Origin of the sequence: Burkholderia sp. AU30280 (assembly GCF_020420125.1) — a bacterium.
Classification (GTDB): domain Bacteria; phylum Pseudomonadota; class Gammaproteobacteria; order Burkholderiales; family Burkholderiaceae; genus Burkholderia.
Genome location: NZ_JAIZRY010000005.1, coordinates 1 through 20,730, shown reverse-complemented (window position 1 = coordinate 20,730; position 20,730 = coordinate 1). Strand labels below are relative to the sequence as shown.

The 20,730-nt window shown below is 65.2% G+C and carries 22 protein-coding genes and 1 pseudogene; 8 read left to right on the top strand and 15 right to left on the bottom strand.

The genetic code is table 11. The annotated features are described in order from the left end of the window. The first annotated feature begins 439 nt into the window (after positions 1-439). A complete protein-coding gene (locus LGN17_RS13025; protein ID WP_226197173.1) occupies positions 440-1,621 on the top strand; it encodes a DNA-binding protein in 1,182 nt (393 codons plus the stop codon). Between the two features lie 136 nt (positions 1,622-1,757). On the opposite strand, the gene LGN17_RS13020 is transcribed toward LGN17_RS13025, so the two are convergent. From LGN17_RS13020 to LGN17_RS13010, 3 genes are all read right to left on the bottom strand, one after another. Continuing rightward, entirely contained in the window at positions 1,758-2,777 is a 1,020-nt protein-coding gene (locus LGN17_RS13020) for a tyrosine-type recombinase/integrase (RefSeq protein WP_226197172.1), read from the bottom strand. A 103-nt stretch (positions 2,778-2,880) separates the two neighbouring features. Continuing rightward, positions 2,881-3,261, bottom strand: coding sequence for a DUF2471 family protein (locus LGN17_RS13015; RefSeq protein ID WP_226197171.1), 381 nt, complete (start codon positions 3,259-3,261; stop codon positions 2,881-2,883). A 140-nt stretch (positions 3,262-3,401) separates the two neighbouring features. Then, entirely contained in the window at positions 3,402-4,013 is a 612-nt protein-coding gene (locus tag LGN17_RS13010; protein ID WP_226197170.1) for a helix-turn-helix domain-containing protein, read from the bottom strand. A gap of 161 nt (positions 4,014-4,174) precedes the next feature. Here LGN17_RS13010 and LGN17_RS13005 point away from each other — a divergent pair, with 161 nt between their 5' ends. Then, on the top strand, positions 4,175-5,374 hold the full coding sequence (locus LGN17_RS13005) for a glycine C-acetyltransferase (protein ID WP_175952790.1): 1,200 nt from the start codon (positions 4,175-4,177) through the stop codon (positions 5,372-5,374). Positions 5,375-5,387: 13 nt separating this feature from the next. After that, on the top strand, positions 5,388-6,416 hold the full coding sequence (tdh, locus tag LGN17_RS13000) for an L-threonine 3-dehydrogenase (RefSeq protein WP_047902093.1): 1,029 nt from the start codon (positions 5,388-5,390) through the stop codon (positions 6,414-6,416). A 405-nt stretch (positions 6,417-6,821) separates the two neighbouring features. On the opposite strand, the gene LGN17_RS12995 is transcribed toward tdh, so the two are convergent. Together LGN17_RS12995 and LGN17_RS12990 are read right to left on the bottom strand one after the other, a co-directional pair. Then, positions 6,822-7,238: a hypothetical protein gene (locus LGN17_RS12995; RefSeq protein WP_226197169.1), complete on the bottom strand. Its 417-nt coding sequence runs from the start codon at positions 7,236-7,238 to the stop codon at positions 6,822-6,824. Further along, complete coding sequence (locus LGN17_RS12990) at positions 7,235-7,873, bottom strand: GNAT family N-acetyltransferase (protein WP_226197168.1); 639 nt, start codon at positions 7,871-7,873, stop codon at positions 7,235-7,237. The genes LGN17_RS12995 and LGN17_RS12990 overlap by 4 nt, the downstream gene beginning before the upstream one ends. 182 nt (positions 7,874-8,055) lie before the next feature. On the opposite strand from LGN17_RS12990, the gene LGN17_RS12985 reads away from it, so the two are divergent. Both LGN17_RS12985 and LGN17_RS12980 read left to right on the top strand, forming a co-directional pair. Then, a complete protein-coding gene (locus LGN17_RS12985; protein ID WP_175952793.1) occupies positions 8,056-8,661 on the top strand; it encodes a TetR/AcrR family transcriptional regulator in 606 nt (201 codons plus the stop codon). A 63-nt stretch (positions 8,662-8,724) separates the two neighbouring features. Then, positions 8,725-9,204: a DUF1348 family protein gene (locus tag LGN17_RS12980; RefSeq protein WP_226197167.1), complete on the top strand. Its 480-nt coding sequence runs from the start codon at positions 8,725-8,727 to the stop codon at positions 9,202-9,204. 505 nt (positions 9,205-9,709) lie between these two features. Here the strand turns inward: LGN17_RS12980 and LGN17_RS12975 are convergent. Further along, complete coding sequence (locus LGN17_RS12975; RefSeq protein ID WP_226197166.1) at positions 9,710-10,795, bottom strand: tartrate dehydrogenase; 1,086 nt, start codon at positions 10,793-10,795, stop codon at positions 9,710-9,712. Positions 10,796-10,912: 117 nt separating this feature from the next. Here LGN17_RS12975 and LGN17_RS12970 point away from each other — a divergent pair, with 117 nt between their 5' ends. Next, entirely contained in the window at positions 10,913-11,836 is a 924-nt protein-coding gene (locus LGN17_RS12970; RefSeq protein WP_226197165.1) for a LysR substrate-binding domain-containing protein, read from the top strand. A gap of 160 nt (positions 11,837-11,996) precedes the next feature. Here the strand turns inward: LGN17_RS12970 and argC are convergent, their stop codons facing one another. Then, positions 11,997-12,944 (bottom strand): N-acetyl-gamma-glutamyl-phosphate reductase, encoded by a 948-nt coding sequence (argC, locus tag LGN17_RS12965; protein ID WP_226197164.1) that lies wholly within the window; start codon positions 12,942-12,944, stop codon positions 11,997-11,999. 121 nt (positions 12,945-13,065) lie between these two features. Here argC and LGN17_RS12960 point away from each other — a divergent pair, with 121 nt between their 5' ends. Then, positions 13,066-13,950: a LysR family transcriptional regulator gene (locus tag LGN17_RS12960; RefSeq protein ID WP_226197163.1), complete on the top strand. Its 885-nt coding sequence runs from the start codon at positions 13,066-13,068 to the stop codon at positions 13,948-13,950. Between the two features lie 70 nt (positions 13,951-14,020). Here LGN17_RS12960 and LGN17_RS12955 read toward each other — a convergent pair whose 3' ends face one another. Genes LGN17_RS12955 through LGN17_RS12940 form a run of 4 tightly spaced genes read right to left on the bottom strand, consistent with a single transcriptional unit; the run spans position 14,021 to position 17,338 of the window. Continuing rightward, positions 14,021-14,485 carry a hypothetical protein gene (locus LGN17_RS12955; protein WP_175965283.1) on the bottom strand — a complete coding sequence of 155 codons (465 nt, stop codon included), beginning with the start codon at positions 14,483-14,485 and terminating at the stop codon, positions 14,021-14,023. A 60-nt stretch (positions 14,486-14,545) separates the two neighbouring features. Beyond that, positions 14,546-15,763, bottom strand: a complete 1,218-nt coding sequence (locus tag LGN17_RS12950) for a patatin-like phospholipase family protein (protein ID WP_226197162.1) — start codon at positions 15,761-15,763, stop codon at positions 14,546-14,548. Continuing rightward, positions 15,760-16,545, bottom strand: coding sequence for a 3-hydroxybutyrate dehydrogenase (locus LGN17_RS12945; protein WP_175952801.1), 786 nt, complete (start codon positions 16,543-16,545; stop codon positions 15,760-15,762). The genes LGN17_RS12950 and LGN17_RS12945 overlap by 4 nt, the downstream gene beginning before the upstream one ends. A 52-nt stretch (positions 16,546-16,597) precedes the next feature. Then, positions 16,598-17,338 (bottom strand): acetoacetate decarboxylase, encoded by a 741-nt coding sequence (locus tag LGN17_RS12940; protein WP_059238261.1) that lies wholly within the window; start codon positions 17,336-17,338, stop codon positions 16,598-16,600. A 457-nt stretch (positions 17,339-17,795) separates the two neighbouring features. Between LGN17_RS12940 and LGN17_RS12935 the strand changes: the two genes are divergently transcribed. Then, positions 17,796-18,377: an undecaprenyl-diphosphatase gene (locus LGN17_RS12935; protein ID WP_226197161.1), complete on the top strand. Its 582-nt coding sequence runs from the start codon at positions 17,796-17,798 to the stop codon at positions 18,375-18,377. Positions 18,378-18,403: 26 nt separating this feature from the next. On the opposite strand, the gene LGN17_RS12930 is transcribed toward LGN17_RS12935, so the two are convergent. From LGN17_RS12930 to LGN17_RS12915, 4 genes and pseudogenes are all read right to left on the bottom strand, one after another. After that, positions 18,404-18,628: a hypothetical protein gene (locus LGN17_RS12930; RefSeq protein WP_089446765.1), complete on the bottom strand. Its 225-nt coding sequence runs from the start codon at positions 18,626-18,628 to the stop codon at positions 18,404-18,406. A gap of 173 nt (positions 18,629-18,801) precedes the next feature. Continuing rightward, positions 18,802-19,623 (bottom strand): siderophore-interacting protein, encoded by an 822-nt coding sequence (locus LGN17_RS12925; RefSeq protein ID WP_226197160.1) that lies wholly within the window; start codon positions 19,621-19,623, stop codon positions 18,802-18,804. Between the two features lie 38 nt (positions 19,624-19,661). After that, positions 19,662-20,372, bottom strand: a complete 711-nt coding sequence (locus tag LGN17_RS12920; RefSeq protein WP_226197159.1) for a PadR family transcriptional regulator — start codon at positions 20,370-20,372, stop codon at positions 19,662-19,664. A gap of 238 nt (positions 20,373-20,610) precedes the next feature. Next, positions 20,611-20,730 (bottom strand): annotated as a pseudogene (locus LGN17_RS12915) (IS5/IS1182 family transposase); the annotation flags it as partial.

Below are 20,730 nucleotides of genomic sequence, written 5' to 3'. Positions count from 1 at the left end.
TCAGCTCCCGCAGAAGATCACCTTGGCTCCCGTAAAACTTCACCTTGTCGGCCGGAAAGCCTTGCAGCATAAGGCTGTGCCGTGGCGTTAACGTTTTTAACTAAGGGTTCAAGGGTGTTTACTTCTAATACTCTCAAGACATCGGCTGACGAGTTTTCCACAGACACCCCAACCCCTGAACACCGCCCGGTCATCGGATCCGCGTACATGTGAAACAAATGCCAAAATTCGGGGCCTGCAGGAAAATGCTTGCAACACAAGGACTTGGCTGATTTTCTTCGCTTTGTTTCACGGAAAATTGAGCCGCAGTCGTCCAGATTGGCTCACAGACCCGACTTCTGTGCACAGCGACGTAAATTCGCAACGTCACGCCGAAACGAGTATCAATAAATACGTATTTCGTTATGATTAACACATTTCAATCTCTGTGAGCACAGCGATGACCCTGGACGAAATACGCCAAGCCATTCGGGACGAACTGGAATCGCTGCGCGCGAACGGTGCACGGCGACAAGAATTGTCGCTGCACGCGTGCAAGCGATTGTTTTTCGATCTCGGCATCAGGCCGTCGGCTGCCAACGTCCGCGATCTCACCCAGACCGGCAGCGCCAGCGATATTCCGAAAGACATCGACCATTTCTGGGAGCGCATCCGTTCCGCCTCGAAGGTCAGGCTCGACGGTGCCGCAATCCCGAAAGCCGTCGAGGAAAAGGCGGGGGCGTTGCTCGGCGCTCTCTATGAAGAAGCGTTGAAAGCCGCGCGGGACAGCCTGGATGGCGATCGCGAGCAGGTTCGCGCCGGCATTGCCGACGCCGAACAGCGGTTGCGCGACGCAACCGTCCGCCAGGAGACGCTCGAAGGCGCGCTCGCACGTGGCGAAGCGAAAAACGAGCAGTTGCAGGCTCGCGTAACCGAACTCGAGGTCCAGCTCGCGTCGCAAACGACGCACGGTTCGGCCAGCGAAGCGACGTTGCTCACCACAGTCGCGCGACTGGAAAAGGAACTGGCTGCAGCCGCCGGCCGCATCGAAGCCGAGCAGGCGCAGAACGCGACGCTGCGTGATCGCATCGATGCGCTGCAGGCCGAACTGCAGCAGCGCACCGAACACTATGCGCAACAAATCAAGGACGCCGTGGCCGAAGCCGAGCGCCGCGTCAAGCCGATGCTGGTCGAGCTGGATTCGCTACGCAGCATGGCGTCGTCTTATCAGAGCGGTTTGCGCGACGTTCAGCGCAAGGAGTTCGACTTCCTGCAGCAACTGAGTTCGGCCAAGGCGCGTGCCGATCGGCTCGAAGAACAGCTGCGCAGCCAGGCCGATGAACTGGAACGTGCAACGCGCGATGTGAGTTCGTTGCGCGCGAGCCGCGGCGTGAATCCGGAAATCGCCGCGCTGATCCGCCGCCTGGCCGATGCCGGGCAACTGGATGCGGAGGCGTTTGCCGCGATCGGTACCTCGCTGGATCAGGAGATCTCGGTGCCGGCCCATTGTCCGCATTGCGACGGTGAGCCGGAGCTGTCACACAGCGAAGAAGGTTTCGAAGTGGCCTGTCCCGAGTGCGAGCACGCCTCGGGCGCATGGCCATCCCGATTCGAAGCCGTCGCGCGCTTTGCGCACACGTGACGCCAGGATCGGCTGCGCCGCACAGGTGAGACGATCCTGAGAGCTTGAGGTGAGGTTTTTCGGGAGCTGTGAAACGGTGAGGCTGCACCACACAAGGCTGCTCACGGGTCGCTTTGCGTGAGCAGCCGTTTGGCGATCAGTGAGTTTCGTCGCTGTCGGACGCGTCACCATTGTTGTAGGCCAAACCGTCGCGCCAGGTTTTCCATGCGCGATGCAGGCGGTTCGACGAGATCGGTCGCATGAAGCCCAGCCATTTGCCGACCCGTTCGGGCGGCACGTCGTGCTCGAACAGTTCAGCCGCATAGGTATTGCGCAGCGTTTGCGGGCTCGCGCGCGCGGTGCGCGACGACGTGAGCCCGGCGGATTCGACGATCGCGTCGATCGCGCGCAGCATCGTCGCCTTGTGCATCGGCCGCCCGGCATGGGATGCCGGAAACACGAGTTCCCCCGGAATGTCCTGGCGCTTGCGCTCGGTGAGCCAGGCTTCCAGCAGGGCGATCGCGAACGATGCGAGGTGGGCTTCGCGGGCGAAATCCGGATGCGTCGACGCGATCTGCAGCGATGTTCCACTCGTATTGATGCAACTAATCGTGAGCGCTCGAGCTTCGCCGGTTTTAATGCCGGCACCGAGAAACGCGGCGACGAGCGCGCGGTCGCGCCGCTCTTTCCAGTAAGCGGAACCGGATACGCCGATCGGTGAAAACAGGTACGCGAGCAACGCGGCGCGCTCGGCAGGCGTGAGGAAACCGGTCGGTTCGTTGTCGCGCGCCTTGCGCCAGTTCGCTTCGCCATCCTGAGCAATGAACCGGGCCGGGTTGGTCGACGCATATTCGGTGCGCCGGATGTGATCGAGCACGCGCTCGATCAGCCGCAAGTAGCGCATCCGCTGGGTTTTCCGGATCGGTAGCTCGCCGACGAAATTCGCGATGGTTGCGGTATCGACCGTTGCCAGATTCTTCTGGTGCGCGCGCATCCATGTGAGGAACGCGCCCCATTGCGCGCGATAGACGTCGGCCGACGAGCGGCGATAGTCCTGCATGGCAAGCCATGCATCGAATGCGGCTTCCGGCGAGATGATCCAGTCGGATGCGCCACGGTCGAACAGATCTGTTTCTTCCGGGCGTGCGAGGGTGTCGGGCGAGACGGGAAGAGACATGTGACTTACTCCGTTAGTTGCGTATATGGTAGCCCTTTCCGCAACGTCTCGGGCAGCAAGAGGCTGGATGAGGCCGCCACAACGCGGCGGCCCGGGCTGGGAGTCAGTCGCCCCATGCCTTGGACGGGCGGTGAACGTGCTCGTGCGGCGCCATGTCGTTCGACGCCGTTGACGCGGCTTCATATGCGAGAACCGCGAACGAAAAAACGGCGGGCAGCGCATTCGAGCGCCCGAAGTCGATCGGATCGTCCGTTTCGGGAAACGTCATGTCCAACTGCCGTTCGAACAATTGACGCATGCCGGCCTCGTGCCGGCTGGCAAAGCCGAGATCGGCGAGTGCCTCGGCCTCGATGGCGTGCAGCAGGCGCCACGTCAGCGGGACACGCTGGTGGATGTAGCGCCCGGCGATATGCCGGACGATCTGCTCGAGGTCGTGCGCGGCAGCCTTGAAGCTGAGCGCGGCCAAATTTTGTTCTTCTGTCATTGCAGGCTCCTGTCGACCGGGCGGGCGCCTCGGTGCGCCGGCTCCAGCCCATGCATGGCGGAATGTCCGTATACTGTACAAACATACAGTGTTTTCCGCAACTGGCCTGCAATTGGCCGTTTGGCCAGCTATTCGCGCCGTCAGCGATGTATCACGATCAGCAGTGCCCGCGCTTCGGCCTTGCCGGGATTGCGGATTGCGTGCGGCTCATCGGCTGGATAGCGCGCGGTGTCGCCTACCTTCAGGCGCCGGCTGGCTGCGGCGGCTTCGATTTCCATCGCGCCCTGCAGCACGGTGAGGTGCTCGCGCGTGCCGGGCTCGTGTGCGTTCGATATCAATGCGCCGCCGCCCGGCAGCGTCAGCTCGTACCACTCGAACTTGCCGGCGAGGTCGATCGGGCCCCACACGCGCAACTGGTAGCGGCCGTCATGGCCGGCGAGCGTCGGGATGTCGTGCGGGCCGTCTACGCGAATGGTTTCGGGCGCCTTCGGCTGCGAGAACAGCTCGTCGAGCGTGATGCCGAGCGCGTTCGTCAGCCGCCACGCAACGGCGATCGTCGGGTTGGCCTTGTCGCGTTCGATCTCGGAGAGCATCGATTTCGATACGCCGGCCGCGCGCGACAGGTCGTCTAGCGTCAGCTTGCGTTCGTTGCGCAGCCGCTGGATCTGCTCGCCGACACGCGGCGGCGTGGCGGCCGGCGGTGGCGGTGCGGCGCTGGCAGGCGTGCGCCGCGAACCGGAGGAACTTGCCATTTGGATTCCGTTCGCTTAGAGTTGTTCGGTATTTCGAATTCTAGTTCGGAATATCGGATAAATGCGGTCAACCGAACGACCGACTATAACAGTAGCAGGCCGTTGCGCCGCCGCCACGAGTGGCGCGTTGCGGAATGCGAAACCTTGTCAGGAGCTTTGCGATGCGTGATGCCTTTCTCGCCCAGGTGCGCGGGACGCTGGACCAGATCCGCGCGGACGGTTTTTACAAGACCGAGCGCGAGATCGCGAGTCCCCAGGCGGCGGACGTGCGGCTCGCCGGTGGTGCCGGCGTGCTCAATTTCTGCGCGAACAACTATCTGGGTCTGGCGAACGATTCGCGCCTGATCGACGCGGCGAAGGCCGGCCTCGACCAGGACGGCTTCGGCATGGCATCGGTGCGCTTCATCTGCGGCACGCAAACCGTCCACAAGCAACTGGAAAGCGCGCTGGCCGCGTTTCTCGGCACCGAGGACAGCATCCTCTATTCGAGCTGCTTCGACGCGAACGGCGGCCTGTTCGAGACGCTGCTCGACGAGAACGACGCGGTGATCAGCGACGAGCTGAACCACGCGAGCATCATCGACGGCGTTCGCCTCTGCAAGGCGAAGCGCTTCCGCTACAAAAACAACGACCTGTCCGACCTCGAGGCGAAGCTCAAGGAAGCCGACGCAGCGGGCGCGCGCCACAAGCTGATCGCGACCGACGGCGTATTCTCGATGGACGGCATCATCGCCGACCTCAAAGGCATCTGCGATCTCGCCGATCGTTACGGCGCGATCGTGATGGTCGACGATTCGCACGCGGTCGGCTTCATTGGCACGCACGGCCGAGGCACGCCCGAGCACTGCGGCGTCGAAGGCCGCGTGGACATCATCACGGGCACGCTCGGCAAGGCGCTCGGCGGCGCATCGGGCGGCTATGTCGCCGCGCGTCGCGAGGTCATCGAACTGCTGCGCCAGCGCTCGCGTCCGTATCTGTTCTCGAACACGCTTACGCCGAGCATCGCCGCGGCTTCGCTGAAGGTGCTGGAACTGCTCGGCAGCGACGAAGGTGCGAAGCTGCGCGAGCGCGTGCGCGAAAACGGCGCGCGGTTCCGCAAGCAGATGACCGAAGCCGGCTTCACGCTCGTGCCGGGCGCGCATCCGATCATCCCGGTGATGCTCGGCGACGCGCAACTCGCGACGAACATGGCCGACAAGCTGCTCGACGAAGGCGTCTATGTGATCGGCTTCTCGTTCCCCGTCGTACCGCGTGGTCGCGCGCGCATCCGTACGCAGATGAGCGCCGCGCATACGCCCGAGCAGATCGACCGGACGGTCGCCGCGTTCGTGCGCGTCGGCAAGTCGCTCGGCATCATCTGACGGAGGCGCGACCATGAAAGCACTGGCAAAGCTCGAACGCGGCCCCGGCCTTACGCTCACGCGCGTGAAGCGCCCCGAAGTCGGTCACAACGACGTGCTGATCAAGATCCGCCGCACGGCGATCTGCGGCACCGACATCCATATCTGGAAGTGGGACGACTGGGCGCAGAAGACGATTCCCGTGCCGATGCACGTCGGTCACGAGTATGTCGGCGAGATCGTCGAGATGGGGCAGGAAGTGCGCGGCTTCGCGATCGGCGATCGCGTGTCCGGCGAAGGCCACATCACGTGCGGTTTCTGCCGCAACTGCCGCGCGGGGCGCCGGCATCTGTGCCGCAACACGGTCGGCGTCGGCGTGAACCGCGAAGGCGCGTTCGCCGAGTATCTGGCGATTCCTGCGTTCAACGCGTTCAAGATTCCGCCGGAGATCTCCGACGATCTCGCCTCGATCTTCGATCCGTTCGGCAACGCGACGCACACGGCGCTGTCGTTCAACCTCGTCGGCGAGGATGTCCTGATCACCGGTGCGGGCCCGATCGGCATCATGGCCGTCGCGATCGCGAAGCACGTCGGCGCGCGCAACGTCGTCATCACCGACATCAACGACTACCGGCTGGAACTCGCGCGCAAGATGGGCGCGACGCGTGCGGTCAACGTCGCGCGCGAGTCGCTGCGCGACGTGATGGCTGACCTGCATATGACCGAAGGCTTCGACGTCGGCCTCGAAATGTCGGGCGTGCCGAGCGCGTTCACGAGCATGCTCGAGGCGATGAACCACGGCGGCAAGGTCGCGCTGCTCGGCATTCCGCCCGCGCAGACGGCGATCGACTGGAACCAGGTGATCTTCAAGGGGCTCGAGATCAAGGGCATCTACGGTCGCGAGATGTTCGAGACCTGGTACAAGATGGTCGCGATGCTGCAGAGCGGCCTCGACCTGTCGCCGATCATCACGCATCGCTTTGCGGCCGACGATTACGAGAAAGGCTTCGCCGCGATGCTGTCCGGTGAAAGCGGCAAGGTGATTCTCGACTGGACAGCCTGAGTGCCGAAGGGGCGGTGCGGCGTGTTTGCCGCCTGCCCCGTTTTGGTTTTACGTCTGCATCCTCGAGTCGAAACACGTGAATCCGGGCTCAAGGTGAGACTATTCGGGAGCTGTGTTTGTGCGCCGAAACGCGACACGATCGCACCTCGGTCACCTGCAATCGCACGTTCACTTCACCTGTCGGCAGTCGCCCGGCTATCCGACAACACGCCGTTCGGCACCTGCTCCCTCTCTTCAGGACACTTCCTCCCTGGCTTGCCGCGTGACCGTCCGCGACGCACGCCATGCGATGCCGTGCCGAGCCGCGCCATCAAGCGTGAGCCTTCACGCCTCTTTGCGACTCACTCCTGCGAGAAGCGATCGACATCAATAGACATCAATAGACATCGATCGGTGCGCAGGCCGCTACTTGATCCGTTCACCATTCAACCCGCGCGGGTCGAGTTGAAGACTCAACACGACGAGCCAGCGCTTCGGGCACTGCGGCGCGATGTCGGCCGGATCGCCCTGCGCGCCGGGAGCGGTGACGAACCCGTGCTGCGCCGCGTATTGATACGCGCGCAACGCATCCGCTTGCAGCCAGAAGCTGACGAGCGCGCACGTCACGAAGCGGAACAGCAACACCGTCGCGGCATCCGGCGCGAAGCCGGCCATGACCAGCAGGCTTTCGAACGCGAACGCCAGCGCCTGGGCGACCGCGATCGTGAGAATCGTCAGCTTCAAGACACCGCGCAGTCGCCGCGCCGCGCGCAAGCGTGCCTGCCGCACGTCGAGCCGGGTGTGATCGTCGCCGCCATCGCGCTTTGGCACCTCTTGTTTCATGATGCCGCACCCGCATGCCGCGCAACGTCGAACTGTGTCGTATTGCCGGCAACGATGCGCTCGTTCGCGACGCTGACGGATTTGCACAGGATCGCGCTGTCGTAGTTATGTCCCGGAAAGCGCATCACGTCGAGTGGCTGAAATCCTTCGCGACGATAGAAGTCGATGAGCCGGACCGCCGCGTACGGCGCGTCGAGTGCGAGATGCGTCGCGCCGCGCGCGGCGGCCCGCCGTTGCGCGAACGCGAGCAGCGAACGGCCGATGCCGCGATCCTGCCAGACGGGATCGACGGCCAGTTGGCCGAGTGTCGCGACGTGCCGGCTGCGGTACGGATCGCAGCGGGAATCCGGATCGTGCGAACGCATCGTCATCGTCGCGACCAGGTGTGCATTGCCGAGCGCGACGAAGCACTCGCCGGTGAGCACGTGTTCGCGTGTCGCCGAGGCCGGCTGATCGACGCACGGGCAGTTGAAGCCCAATGCGCCGAGCGGCGCAAACGCGCGATGCAGCAGCGCGGTCAACGTGTCGTACGAATCGTTGCGCGGGTCGAAGCGCCGCACGACGACGCGGCCGTCGAGCCGCTTCGCATAAGCCGCATAGGCGCGCGCAGGGCGCGCGGATTCCGGTCGCTGCATGATGTCCTTTCGCCCAGACAGGGTGACCGAAGTGTAGTGAGCGTCGCGCGTCCGCTTCAAGAAAAAATGTCGTAAACGCGGCGGGCCGCGGCGCGCGGCCAGCGCGCGATTCATCCCTCTCGCCGACAGGGCTTTTCCATGCGGGTGTTGACGATGGAGAACGATCGTTCTACCGTAAACCCATGAACACACCTCACGACTCCTCCGGCGAACCGGGCGTTCGCGACCGGCTGCTCGATGCAGCCGAAGCGCTGATCTATTCGGGCGGCATCCATGCAACCGGCGTCGATGCGATCGTCAAGCGATCCGGCGCGGCACGAAAGAGCTTTTATTCGCATTTCGAATCGAAAGAGGCGCTGGTGGTCGCCGCGCTCGAACGCCGCGACGCGCGCTGGATGCGCTGGTTTGTCGATGCAACGCTGGCGCTCGGCAAGGCGCCGCGCGCGCAGTTGCTCGGCATGTTCGACGTGCTGCGCGACTGGTTCCGGCAGCCCGACTTTCACGGCTGCGCATTCCTGAACGCGTCGGGCGAGATTCCCGACGCCGACGATCCCGTGCGCGTCGTCGCGCGTATGCACAAGGCGCGTCTGCTGGCATTCGTGCGCGAGCGGTTCGATGCGTATGCCGACGAAACGGGCATCGAGCGCCGCGGGCTCGCGCGCATTGCGCGTCAGTGGCTCGTGCTGATCGACGGCGCGATCGGCGTGGCGCTCGTCAGCGGCGATGCAAACGCCGCGCGCGATGCGCGCGCGACAGCCGAACTGCTGCTCGACACCGTTTCGCGATAGTCGAAGCAGCGAATCCGAACCGGCAGCGGTTGTCCGCGGCCACAACCTGAACAGGAGCCACTCATGTCCGTTTCCCCCGAAGTCCGTCCGCCCGTTCCGCCCTTCACGCTCGAAACGGCACGCCAGAAGGTGCGCGCCGCCGAGGACGGGTGGAATACGCGCGACCCGCAGCGCGTGTCGCTCGCCTATACGCCGCACAGCCGATGGCGCAACCGTGCGGAATTCGTGACCGGCCGCGACGAGATCGTCGGGCTGCTGCAACGCAAGTGGACGCGCGAGCTCGACTACCGGCTGATCAAGGAGCTGTGGGCGTTCGACGGCAATCGCATCGCGGTGCGCTTCGCATACGAGTGGCGCGACGACGCCGGCAACTGGTTCCGCTCGTACGGCAACGAAAACTGGGAGTTCGACGAAAACGGCCTGATGGCGCATCGTCACGCGAGCATCAACGACCTGCCCATTCGCGAACAGGATCGTCTCTTTCACTGGCCGCTCGGCCGTCGTCCGGACGATCACCCGGGGCTGTCCGATCTCGGGCTGTGACGCGCGCGTCGACTCGACGCATCGGTGAACGCATCACCGGGATTCAACGGTGAGGAAATTCGGGAGTCGGTGTGCCGAAGGTGAGATTTTTCGGGATGAGGTGAAACGTCGCGTCGGACTGTGTGCTTCGAGCCGTTCGATGCGGCTTCGCATCGGGCCACGCGGACAGGCCGCACACGTCGACGTCGTGCGATGCACGTATCGGCGTGCAACGGTGTGCTTCACCGCGTGATGCATGTCACCGATCGCACAGGGCCGGCAGTGGATTGACGATCGGTGTGCGTGCGAGCGATGTGCAACTCACCGATCGTATCGACGTCAACGACGGATAGCGCGAGTCGTGTGCGTGGCGGTGCGACGTTGCCCACCGCTCGACTTCACCGTGCGGGCGCCGGAATTCGCGCGGGTGCGTCAACGCATGACATGTTGCTCACCGCTGACCGTTCACTCGTCACGGATTCGTGCGGTCGCTGCCCAGCGCGCGCAATCGCGCCGGGCGTGATCGTTAGCCCGCGATCCGCGCGGCGATCGCCTCACCCACTTCCTGCGTCCCCGCGTTGCCGCCGAGGTCGCGTGTATGTGGCCCGGCGCGCAGCACGTCCTCGATTGCGGCGACGATTGCATCGTGCGCTTCGCGCTCGCGGCCCGCGCCGTTGCCGAGGAAGTCGAGCATCAAGGCCGCCGACCAGATCATCGCGACCGGGTTCGCGATGTGCTGCCCCGCGATGTCGGGCGCGGAGCCGTGCACGGGTTCGAACAGCGACGGAAATTTGCGATCGGGGTTCAGGTTCGCCGATGGCGCGATGCCGATCGTGCCCGTACAGGCCGGCCCGAGATCCGACAGGATGTCGCCGAACAGGTTCGACGCGACGACGACGTCGAAGCGGTCAGGCTGCAGCACGAAGCGCGCGCACAGGATGTCGATGTGCTGCTTGTCGACGGCGATGTCGGGATAGCGCTCGGCCATCTCGGCCGTGCGCGCGTCCCACCACGGCATGCTGATCGCGATGCCGTTGCTCTTCGTCGCGACGGTGAGGCGCTTCGCGCGCCGCTGTGCGAGGTCGAACGCGAATTTCAGCACGCGCTCGGTGCCGTGGCGCGTGAAGATCGACTGCTGCATCACGATCTCGCGCTCGGTGCCTTCGAACATCGTGCCGCCGACCGACGAATATTCGCCCTCGGTGTTCTCGCGCACGATCATGAAGTCGATGTCGCCCGCGCGGCGGCCGGCGAGCGGCGACGGTACGCCGTCGAACAGGCGTGCGGGCCGCAGGTTGATGTACTGGTCGAATTCGCGGCGGAATTTCAGCAGCGAGCCCCACAGCGAAATGTGATCGGGCACCGTCGCCGGCCAGCCGACCGCGCCGAACAGGATTGCGTCCATGCCCGACAACTGCGCCTTCCAGTCGTCCGGCATCATCTTGCCGTGCTGCGCGTAGTAGTCGCAGCTCGCCCAGTCGACCTGGACGAAGTCGAAGCGGATGCCGAAGCGCGCGGTCACGGCATCGAGCGCGCGCAGGCCCTCGGGCATCACTTCACGGCCGATGCCGTCGCCGGGGATCACGGCAATTCTGTAGGTCTTGTCGGTCATGCAAAGCTCCTTGGCTGGTGGGCCGGCCGCAGGGTGAGGCAGCGGCGCGTCACGTCATTCTATTTATTTCCATTCGGATTAAAATCGCGCTAAAGGTTAATCGACTTTCCACGAATCGTGAACAAATCGCCGAATCTCGACGACCTGCGCGTGTTCAGCCTGGTCGTCCGCCTGACCAGCTTCAGCGCGGCCGCCGAGCAGCTCGCGGTATCGCCCGCCTACGTCAGCAAGCGCATCGCGTTGCTCGAGGCGCAGCTCGGCACGCGCCTGCTGCATCGTTCGACGCGCCGCGTGACGGTCACGGAAGCCGGCGAACGCGTGTACGCGCGCGCCGAGAAGATCCTCGACGACGTCGATCATCTCGTCGAGGACGTATCGACCACGCGCACGGTGCCGCGCGGCACGCTGCGCATATCGAGCAGCTTCGGCTTCGGCCGGCACGTCGTCGCGCCGGCGTTGCTCGACTTCACCTCGCGCTATCCGCAGTTGAACGTGCGGCTCGATCTGTTCGACCGGCTCGTCGATGTCGCGGGCGAAGGCTACGACCTCGACGTGCGCATCGGCGATGAGATCGCCGATCACCTGATCGCGCGCCGCCTCGCCGCGAATTACCGCGTGCTGTGTGCATCGCCCGACTATCTGGCACGGCGCGGCACGCCGCGCTCGCTCGCGGATCTCGCGTCGCACGACTGTCTTGCGATCAAGGAGCGCGATCACCCGCTCGGCGTGTGGCGGCTGAACGTGCGCGGCGAAACGGCCACCGTGAAGGTGGGCGGCGCGCTGTCGACGAACCATGGCGAGGTGGCCGTGCAGTGGGCGCTGGCCGGCCGCGGAATCGTGTTGCGCTCGATCTGGGAAGCCGCGCCGCTGATCGAACGCGGCGCATTGTGTCGCGTGCTGCCGGATGCAATCCAGCCCGCGAACATCTGGGCCGTGTATCCGGAGCGCGTTGCGGCGTCGGCGAAGGTGCGCGTCTGCGTGGATTTTCTGGTGGAGACGCTGGCCGGCTTGAATGCCGCCGCGGGTGACGAGACGGCCTGAAACCGGCTAAAGGTGAGCTTTTACGGGAGCATGCGCGGAACGTCGGCAGGCACCCGTTTCCGGCTCGCAATCGCGTCGCGCGCCGGTAGCGACCACCTTGCACCGACGCCTCGGCCGCCGCACTGTGCCGGTCCGGCCGACGAGGGTGCTCGCACGTGGCTTATGCCGCTTTCGCCGCGTCTGCCGCGCCGAGCATCAGGTCGAGATTCTGCACGGCAGCCCCGGATGCCCCTTTGCCCAGATTGTCGAACACGGCGGACAGCAGCACCTGGCCGTGCTCGGCATTGACGAACACGCCGAGCCGCAGGTCATTGGTGCCGTTCAACGCTTGCGGATCGAGATGCGTGATCGCTTGCGTGTCCGCGAGCGGCGTGACGTCGACATGACGCGCGTCGGCGTAATGGTGCGCGAGACACGCATGCAACTGCTCACCGGTCACGCCGGCAGGGAGCAGCCGCAAGTCGATCGGCACGGTGAGCACGATGCCTTGCCGATAGGCACCGTAGGCCGGCACGAACATCGGGCGATGCGTCAGGCCGGCATGCAGCTGGATCTCGGGCACATGCTTGTGTGCGAGTGCGAGGCCGTAGACCTGCAGCGGTTTCGTGTGCGTGGCGTCGCCTGATTCGAACGCGTCGACGGCAGCCCGCCCGCCGCCCGAGTATCCGGACACGGCATGGATGCTCACCGGGTAGTCACGTGGCAGCAGGCCGGCCTGCTGCAGGGGCCGCAGCAACCCGATCGCACCGGTCGGGTAGCAGCCCGGATTGGTGACACGCCGCGCGTGCGCAATCGTCTGCGCGTGCCCGTTCGCCATCTCGGGAAAGCCGTAGACCCAATCCGGCTGCGTGCGATGGGCCGAACTCGCGTCGATCACGCGTACCGCTGGATTCCGGATGAAGCCGACCGCTTCGCGCGCGGCCGCGTCGGGCAGGCACAGGATCGCGATGTCGGCTGCGTTGATCGCTTCGGCGCGCCGCGCGGGATCCTTGCGCTCGGCATCCGGCAGCGTAACGAGCTGCAGGTCGTCGCGCCCGCGCAGGCGTTCGTGGATCAGCAATCCGGTCGTGCCTTGATCGCCGTCGATGTAGACAGTGGGCTGGCTCATGATGGTCGCGTTCCTTCGGTTCGGTCGTCGGGAAAGCCGTATCGTCCGCCGAACGCCTAGAATAGGAAAAGTTGAATTTACTGACTACCAGATTCAGTTTTATTGAATGAGAGGTGGGGGAATGCGCGAGATCAGCCTGGACCGCCTGCGCACGCTGGTCGCCATCGCCGACCAAGGGTCCTTTGTCGCCGCGGCGCAATGGCTTCATCTCGCGCCGCCGACCGTCAGTCTTCACATTGCCGAACTGGAAAGCCGCATCGGTGCGCCGTTGCTGTCCCGCACGCGGGGAAACGTGCGGCCGTCGGCCATCGGCGAAGTGCTGGTGGAGCGGGCGCGTCGCCTGCTGGCCGAGGTCGAATCCACGCTGGACGATGTGCAGCGGCAGGTGCAGGGGTTGACCGGGCGCGTGCGCCTCGGCGCATCGACCGGCGCGATCGCGCACCTGCTGCCGCAGGCGGTGGCCCGGTTGCGCGAGCAGCATCCGGACATCGATGTCCAGATCGCGGTGCTGACGTCGCACGACACGCTCGCGCGCATTGCGCAGGGCACGCTCGATATCGGACTGGTGGCGCTGCCGCAGACGGCGGTCGCCGGGTTGTCGATCCGCGCGTGGCGGCGCGATCCGGTGATGGCGTTTCTGCCGGCGGACTGGCCGCTCCCGGCGCGCGTCACGCCCGGCTATCTGGCCGCCCGCCCGTTGATACTCAACGATGCGACCACCCGCCTGTCGCGGCTCACGACCGAATGGTTCGCGCTCGGCGGCCACCGGCCGGAGCCGCGGATCGAACTCAACTACAACGATGCGATCAAGAGCCTGGTCGCGGCGGGTTACGGCGCGACGCTGCTTCCGCACGAGGCGGGCGCCCCGCTACCCGACGCACGCATCGTCATGCGGGCGTTGCGCCCGGCGTTGTGGCGGGAACTGGGTATTGCGCATCGGGCGGGGCCGGTCGAACGGGCGACGCAGCATGTGCTCGATGCGTTGTGGGCGCTGAAGGCGCGATAGCGCGTGGAATGCGGGACAGCCGGCGCGGCGGCTCGTGCCGCGCGCCGATACGCATCCACCGCGCGCCGTTTCAGAGCCGGTTGTCCTTCGCGAGCGTCAGCACGCGTGCCCAACGCTGCGCATCGCGCTTGTCCATCATCGGCAGCTTCCATTCGCCGCGCACGGCATCGCGCACGCGCACGACGAGATGCCAGCGGCCGCCGATCGGTGCGGCCTGACAGCCGTCGAGTTGCGACAGCGTATAGCGGCCGTCCGCGCCGTCGTGCGACAGCCACAGCAGCCCCTGCGTCGCGGATACACGGAGCTCGCCCCACGCGCGATGCACGACGTGGGTCCAGCCTTCTTCCTTCGTATTCGGTGCGATGTCGCGGCGGCGCTTGATCCACCACGCGACCAGCGCGATCAGGATCGCGGCGGCGAGCACGGCGGCCGCGATCGCGACCGGCTGGCCGAACTGCGCGGCGATGACGTGAAACAGGTGAACCGCGCCCCATCCGGCAGCGATGAGCGCGAACAGTGCAATGAAAATCGGCATGGCTGATCGGAGAAGAGGACGGACCGGCGCATGCATCGCGCCGATCCGTCGCACACGGCATTACCGTTTGCGGTGAACGTCGTGCGTCACGAAGCCCGAGTCGTTGTTGGGCAGCGCGAGGCCGTCCTTGACCGCGAGCGTCTTGCGGATGTCGTCGAGACCCGCGGACCAGTGGTCACGCATCGTCGACAGACCGAACTGATAGTCCTTGTAATGATGCTCGTACGCCTTCTGCTGGTAGATCAGGTGCTGGATGTTGTACTTCTTGCTGCACGACATCGCATCGGCCTCGATGCACCACGGATCCGCCTTGCGCTGCTCTTCCGGCACCTGGTCGAGCACGTGGCGCAGCACGTTGCGGTAGCGCTGCTCCCGCTGCAGCGTGTCGGTGACGAAACGCGTGCGGCTCGAATACTGCACGTCCTTCGTGCGTTCGGCGACGTCGGCCATCGTGCGCGGCAGCGGCCCGCGCGCACTCCACAGATCGACCTGGAACGCGAGCGTGTCGCGACGCGGCCGAGCGCGGAGCACTTCCATCAGCGGCGTGTTCGACACGACACCGCCGTCCCAGTAGTACTCGCCGTCGATCTCGACCGGCGGGAACGCGGGCGGCAGCGCGCCGGACGCCATGAAATGCTCGGGCGCGAGACGGATGCGCGAGTTGTCGAAGTACACGAAGTTGCCGGTCCCGACGTTGACCGCGCCGACCGACACGCGCGTTTCGCCCGAATTGATCCGGTCGAAATCGCACAGCTTCAGCAGCGTCGCGCGCAGTTGCGACGTGTCGTACCAGCTGATCTTCTCCGGATGATCCGACACGCCCGGCAGCGGCGGCGGGAAGCGCGGCACGAAGAAGCCCTGCTGGCCCTGCATCATCGCGCTTGCGGCCTGCGACGCGGTGAAGAACGTGCGGATCTGGTCGATGCTGTTGAACAGCGCGAACTCGAATGCGGCCGGAATCGTCGGGAAGAACGCCGGCTTGCAGATCGTCTCCCAGAACTCGCGCAGCCGCTCGACACGGTGCTCGGGCGCATTGCCCGCGATCAGCGCGGTGTTGAGCGCGCCGATCGAGATGCCCGCGATCCAGTCGAGCGGAATGCCCGCCTCGTGCAGCCCTTCGAACACGCCGGCCTGGTACGCGCCGAGCGCGCCGCCGCCTTGCAGCACGAGTGCGATCGTCTCGTACGGCAGCGTGCGCGCGGCGGCCGGTGCGCCGGCCTCGTGATGCAGGTCCGCCGCATCGACGGCCTGCTTTTCGGTGCGGGCGTGCGGCTTCATTGCATGAACCAGCCGTGGCTGACGATGAACGACTGGCCCGTGAGCGCGGCGCTCGGGAAGGCCGACAGGAACAGCACCGTCTGCGCGACGTCCTGAACGGTCGTGAACACGCCGTCGACCGTATTGCCGAGCATCACCTTCTTCACCACTTCCTCCTCGCTGATCCCGAGCTCCTTCGCCTGCTCCGGAATCTGCTTGTCGACCAGCGGCGTGCGCACGAAGCCCGGGCACACGACGTGCGAGCGCACGTTGTGCTTCGCGCCTTCCTTCGCCAGCACGCGCGCCAGGCCGAGCAGGCCGTGCTTGGCAGTCACGTACGCCGACTTCAGCGGCGACGCTTCGTGCGAGTGCACCGAACCCATGTAGATCACGACACCGCCGCGATCGTCCTTGTACATATGCTTGAGCGCGGCCTTGGTCGTCAGGAACGCGCCGTCGACGTGGATCGCCTGCATCTTCTTCCAGTCGGAGAACGAGTAGTTCTCGATCGGATTGACGATCTGGATGCCCGCGTTCGACACGAGGATGTCGACCGAGCCGAACGTTTCGGCCACCTTGTCGATACCGCTGTTCACGGCGTCCTCGTTCGTCACGTCCATCGCGACGCCGATCGCCTTGCCACCCGCCTTGACGATCTCGTCGGCAACGGCGTTCGCGCCGTCCTGGTTCAGGTCGGCGATCGCGACGGCCGCGCCCGCCTTCGCGAGCTCGAGTGCGATTTCCTTGCCGATGCCGCTCGCGGCGCCCGTGACGACTGCGGTCTTGCCATTCAGGTTGCTCATGTTCGAATTCCCGTGGTGAAAGGATTGTCAGGGAGAAAGGACTGCGGACGTGTTACTGAGCCAGGTAATCGTAGACGACTTCGCCGAGGCCCAGTGTCAAATCTGCGACCAGGTGGCGGGCTTCAACGATTTCGAGCACGGGCAGGTCGGCCACGGGCGCGAGCGCGTGCGGCGCCAGCTCGAGCGATGCGGGGCCCGTCCATGCGCCCTTCATCTTGATGTCCTGCATGTAGTAGCGCACGAGTTCGCAGACGCGCGCGGTGCCGTCGACGTGCGGGATGATCTTCAGCAGGAAATTGGGGCCGGCGAGACGCTTGGTCTGCTCGTCGATGTCGAGTTCCTTGTGCTTGTAGCCCATCGTGCCGGTGGCGACGCGCACCTTGCCGTAATCGAGCGTGCCGAGGAGGTGGTCGGTGTTCACGTGCAGCGTGGGCGACGCGAGCTTCTTCGGGAAGCCCCACAGTTCGCGGCCGCCGGCGATCGGCGGGTGATCGTCGAGATACATCGCGAGCGTATAGCCGCCCGGCTGGCCGTTGTATTCGACGGGAATCACCTGGCCGCTTTCGGTGTAGTCGCCGAAGCCGGTCGAATCGGCCATGCGGATGAATTCGTAGTGGACGAGCGGCTCGGTGACCTGCAGCGGCTCGGGGACGATTTCGCGGAGGCGATCCGGATCGGTGCGATACGTGATGATCAGAAACTCACGATCGACGAAACGGTAAGGGCCCATCGGGAAGGCGGGGCTGGTCAACGGCATCGCAAACGCTTTCGATCGGACATCGCTGGGTTTCATGCGGACTCCTTGTTGTTGATCGCTTCGTGGGTGAGTGCTCGTAAGCTCGTAATCCTATGCCTGTGCGTTGCCGTTGTGCGATGCCGCATTTGGAATTAATTGTTGCCGATTTCGAAGCATTCGCAGCGTAAATATTGAGATGAATGACGCAACCGGCCTGGACGGCGGCGGGCGTCCCGATGTTTCCATACGTCGATGACGCCACGATGTGAAAAAGGTGAGCCTTTGCGGGATGCTGGGTGAGCTTTTACGGGAGACGGTCGCGCGGGAATATGACAATTATGTGAACTTGTGTTGCAGCGCAGGCTCTAAGTGCGTTCGCCGCGGCGGGCTTCGTCGCGTGCGGCCACCCCCGTGCGGCCACCCCATTAAGCATCGCTTAAGCGCGTGCGCCTTAGCATCGTTCGTATCAGGCCGGGCAACCGGCCGATTTTTTACGCCTCACGCAACCGGATTCATGCAGACCCTCAATCTCACCCTCTTTTCCGCCATCAACGCCGGGGTTGCGCCGCAGCCGGGCGTTGCCCGCCTCGCCATCTTCGCCGCCGACTGGCTCGTGTACGCGTTGCCCGCGATGCTGCTGCTGACCTGGCTCTTCGGCGCGCGCCCGACGCGGCGCCAGGCGATCGAAGCCGGTGTCGGCGTGTGCGTGGCGCTCGCGCTCGCGCAGGTCATCGGACATTTCTGGTTCTCGCCGCGCCCGTTCATGGCCGGCGTCGGCACGCAACTGATTCCGCACGCGCCGGACAGCTCGTTTCCGAGCGATCACATGACGTTCGCGTGGAGCATGGCGGTCGGGCTGATGCTCGCCGGCACGACCCGGCTCACCGGGTTCGTGATGGCCGCGATGGCCGTGGCGATTGCATGGGGACGTATCTATGCGGGCGTGCACTGGCCGTTCGACATGGCGGGCGGCGTGCTGGTCGGCTCGGCCGGCGCGCTGGCCGCGCACCTGTTCGGGCAGCGCGTGACCGCACGGCTCGAACGGCTCGGCGATTCGGTACATGCAGTCGTGATGGGCCGCCGGCACGCGCCGTAAGCGGCAGGAGATCGGGCAGGACGCCGTCACCCGGGTGTCTTGGCCGATTCGGCCGATGCGGACGGGCCGCCGCCCGCATCGTGCAGTTCAGGCGTATCAGCCGGGTGTTGCGCGGCGTCGCGGTCGAGTGCGCTTTCCTTCAGGATCGCGCACATCGCGACGAACAGCGCGAGTACCACCGCGGCAAGGCCGCAATAGCCGGCGATCTTCAGGTTGCGAAGGAACGGCGACGCGTGGCTTTCTTTTGTCATGACCGGGCGCTCCTGGGCGGGCTGCGGCGGCTGTCGCCCGACAGCGGCGTCGCACACACAGATATATACCAGCCGCAATAGCGGTGCCAAGCCCGCTGGTGCGCCGACGCCACGATTGTGTCATCGGCCGGTCAACTTCAATCGGGTACCCCTTTCCCGGGTACTCGCATCCATCAGTCTTCCAGCGTTTCGTGCACGGCCGCCGCGCCGCGCTTCCAGTAGGCCGCCGCGCGGATGCGCGACTTGTCGACGCCGCGCTCGCCGGTCAGGTGCTGGCGTACCGCGCGCATCGACAGCGCTTCGCCCGCCGCCCACACGTAGCCGTCGCCGGACGGCGGCAGCGGCAGGTCGCGCACGGCATTCAGCAGCACGTCGCCGCCTGGCGCGTCGGCTTCGGCGCGGAAACGCCAGATTTCATGCACGTCGGCGCGCGTGTCGAAGCCGATCTGCGCGGTGCGATCCGCGACTTCCAGCACGACGGCAACGCGCGCACCGGCCGGCAGCTCCTCGAGACGCCGCGCGACCGCCGGCAGCGCCGTATCGTCGCCGATCAGCAGGTGCCAGTCGAAACCGGTCGGGACGACGAACGAACCGCGCGGACCGCCGATGCCGAGCCATTGGCCGACGCGTGCCTGTGCGGCCCACTGCGACGCGGGGCCCGGGTGGTTCAGCACGAATTCCAGATCGAGTTCGCAGGCGGCCCGGTCGAAGCGGCGCGGCGTGAAGTCGCGCGCGACCGGCTTCGGTTCGCCTTCCGGGAACTCGGGACCGTTCGCGCCGAGCGTCGGCAGCACGGGCCGTTCGGCGCCGGGCGGCGGGAAAAATACCTTCACGTGATCGTCGAACGACGCGGATTCGAAATCCGCGAGATCGGGGCCGCCGAGCGTGACGCGCAGCAGGTGCGGTGTCACGGCGTGCACGCGCAGGACCTGCAGCAAGCGGAACTTAAGGGGGTGGCGCACGCGGGTCACGGTGCGCTCGGATGGGTTCTGCATCAATCCGTTCTCCTGATGGTTTGACGGGGCGGCGCGGCTTACGCGCCGGCGCTGCCTTCGATTTCGGCCGTCGCGCGGCGCATGATGGCCGCGATGCGGCGCTGTTCGTCGGCGTCGGCGGCGCTCTTGTGCAGCAGCGCGCGCTTGAGCGCGAGGCGCGCCTCGACGAACTCCGGCAGCCAGCCTGCTTGCGCGTCGTCCTGCGTTTCGTTGCCCGCCGATTCCCCGGCGAACGCGCGGCGCATGAACTCCATCTTGCGCGCGAGGTGCGTGAGGCGGGCGAACAGCGTGTCGACGCGTTCGCGCTGGGCGTCGAGATGGGCGCGGCCGGCGTCGGTCAGCGCATAGCGCTTGCGGTTGCCTTCCGCCTGCGACGCGACGAAACCGACTTCTTCGAGATACGTGAGCGCCGGATACACCATGCCGGGGCTCGGACTGTAGAAACCGTTCGAACGCGTGTCGAGCGCCTTGATCAGCTCGTAGCCGTGGCTCGGTTGTTCGGCGACCAGCGCAAGCAACAGCAGCTGGAGATCGTCGGAGCTGAACTGGCGGCCGCGCGGCATGCCGTCGTCGCCGAAATCGCCAAAGCCGCCGCGCCCGCCACGGCCACCGAACGGGCTGCCACCGAATGGATCGTGGCCGCGACGGTGGCGGCCGATCGCGTACCAGAGACCGGCGAACCAGTCAGGGCGAGCATGCGCACCATGACCGTCGCATCGGGCATGGCCGCGGGAGGAGTTGTGTCGCATGATCGAGTCCTATATGTCGTAAAACATATCTAAAGATATATATCGAAAGATAGGTCGTCAAGGGGATTTATTGGGGTGAGATGGTGGGGCGGGGGGCAGGTGGCAAATTGTCGGTTTGCAGAAAAGGTGGCCTTTTTTGCAGCATTTGAACAAAACTATTGATTTTATGTTTGAATAGTTTTCATTGTGCATCCCAATATTTTTGTCTGGTCGGGATGACCAGTCAGGCTTAGAAACGCTAACAGAATGATTTTTGAAGGTGTCGCCAGCAAATGACGCAGGCGGCGATTTTCATGAACGCCTCGTGTATGGCGGCGAGGCGCTCGAACCGAATGCGCAGGCGTCTGAAGTTGTGCAG

Coding starts and splice junctions, on each gene's coding strand:
- LGN17_RS13025 (WP_226197173.1), top strand. CDS start 440: ATGACCCTGGACGAAATACGCCAAGCCATTCGGGACGAACTGGAATCG.
- LGN17_RS13020 (WP_226197172.1), bottom strand. CDS start 2,777: ATGTCTCTTCCCGTCTCGCCCGACACCCTCGCACGCCCGGAAGAAACA.
- LGN17_RS13015 (WP_226197171.1), bottom strand. CDS start 3,261: ATGACAGAAGAACAAAATTTGGCCGCGCTCAGCTTCAAGGCTGCCGCG.
- LGN17_RS13010 (WP_226197170.1), bottom strand. CDS start 4,013: ATGGCAAGTTCCTCCGGTTCGCGGCGCACGCCTGCCAGCGCCGCACCG.
- LGN17_RS13005 (WP_175952790.1), top strand. CDS start 4,175: ATGCGTGATGCCTTTCTCGCCCAGGTGCGCGGGACGCTGGACCAGATC.
- tdh (WP_047902093.1), top strand. CDS start 5,388: ATGAAAGCACTGGCAAAGCTCGAACGCGGCCCCGGCCTTACGCTCACG.
- LGN17_RS12995 (WP_226197169.1), bottom strand. CDS start 7,238: ATGAAACAAGAGGTGCCAAAGCGCGATGGCGGCGACGATCACACCCGG.
- LGN17_RS12990 (WP_226197168.1), bottom strand. CDS start 7,873: ATGCAGCGACCGGAATCCGCGCGCCCTGCGCGCGCCTATGCGGCTTAT.
- LGN17_RS12985 (WP_175952793.1), top strand. CDS start 8,056: ATGAACACACCTCACGACTCCTCCGGCGAACCGGGCGTTCGCGACCGG.
- LGN17_RS12980 (WP_226197167.1), top strand. CDS start 8,725: ATGTCCGTTTCCCCCGAAGTCCGTCCGCCCGTTCCGCCCTTCACGCTC.
- LGN17_RS12975 (WP_226197166.1), bottom strand. CDS start 10,795: ATGACCGACAAGACCTACAGAATTGCCGTGATCCCCGGCGACGGCATC.
- argC (WP_226197164.1), bottom strand. CDS start 12,944: ATGAGCCAGCCCACTGTCTACATCGACGGCGATCAAGGCACGACCGGA.
- LGN17_RS12960 (WP_226197163.1), top strand. CDS start 13,066: ATGCGCGAGATCAGCCTGGACCGCCTGCGCACGCTGGTCGCCATCGCC.
- LGN17_RS12955 (WP_175965283.1), bottom strand. CDS start 14,485: ATGCCGATTTTCATTGCACTGTTCGCGCTCATCGCTGCCGGATGGGGC.
- LGN17_RS12950 (WP_226197162.1), bottom strand. CDS start 15,763: ATGAAGCCGCACGCCCGCACCGAAAAGCAGGCCGTCGATGCGGCGGAC.
- LGN17_RS12945 (WP_175952801.1), bottom strand. CDS start 16,545: ATGAGCAACCTGAATGGCAAGACCGCAGTCGTCACGGGCGCCGCGAGC.
- LGN17_RS12940 (WP_059238261.1), bottom strand. CDS start 17,338: ATGAAACCCAGCGATGTCCGATCGAAAGCGTTTGCGATGCCGTTGACC.
- LGN17_RS12935 (WP_226197161.1), top strand. CDS start 17,796: ATGCAGACCCTCAATCTCACCCTCTTTTCCGCCATCAACGCCGGGGTT.
- LGN17_RS12930 (WP_089446765.1), bottom strand. CDS start 18,628: ATGACAAAAGAAAGCCACGCGTCGCCGTTCCTTCGCAACCTGAAGATC.
- LGN17_RS12925 (WP_226197160.1), bottom strand. CDS start 19,623: ATGCAGAACCCATCCGAGCGCACCGTGACCCGCGTGCGCCACCCCCTT.
- LGN17_RS12920 (WP_226197159.1), bottom strand. CDS start 20,372: ATGCGACACAACTCCTCCCGCGGCCATGCCCGATGCGACGGTCATGGT.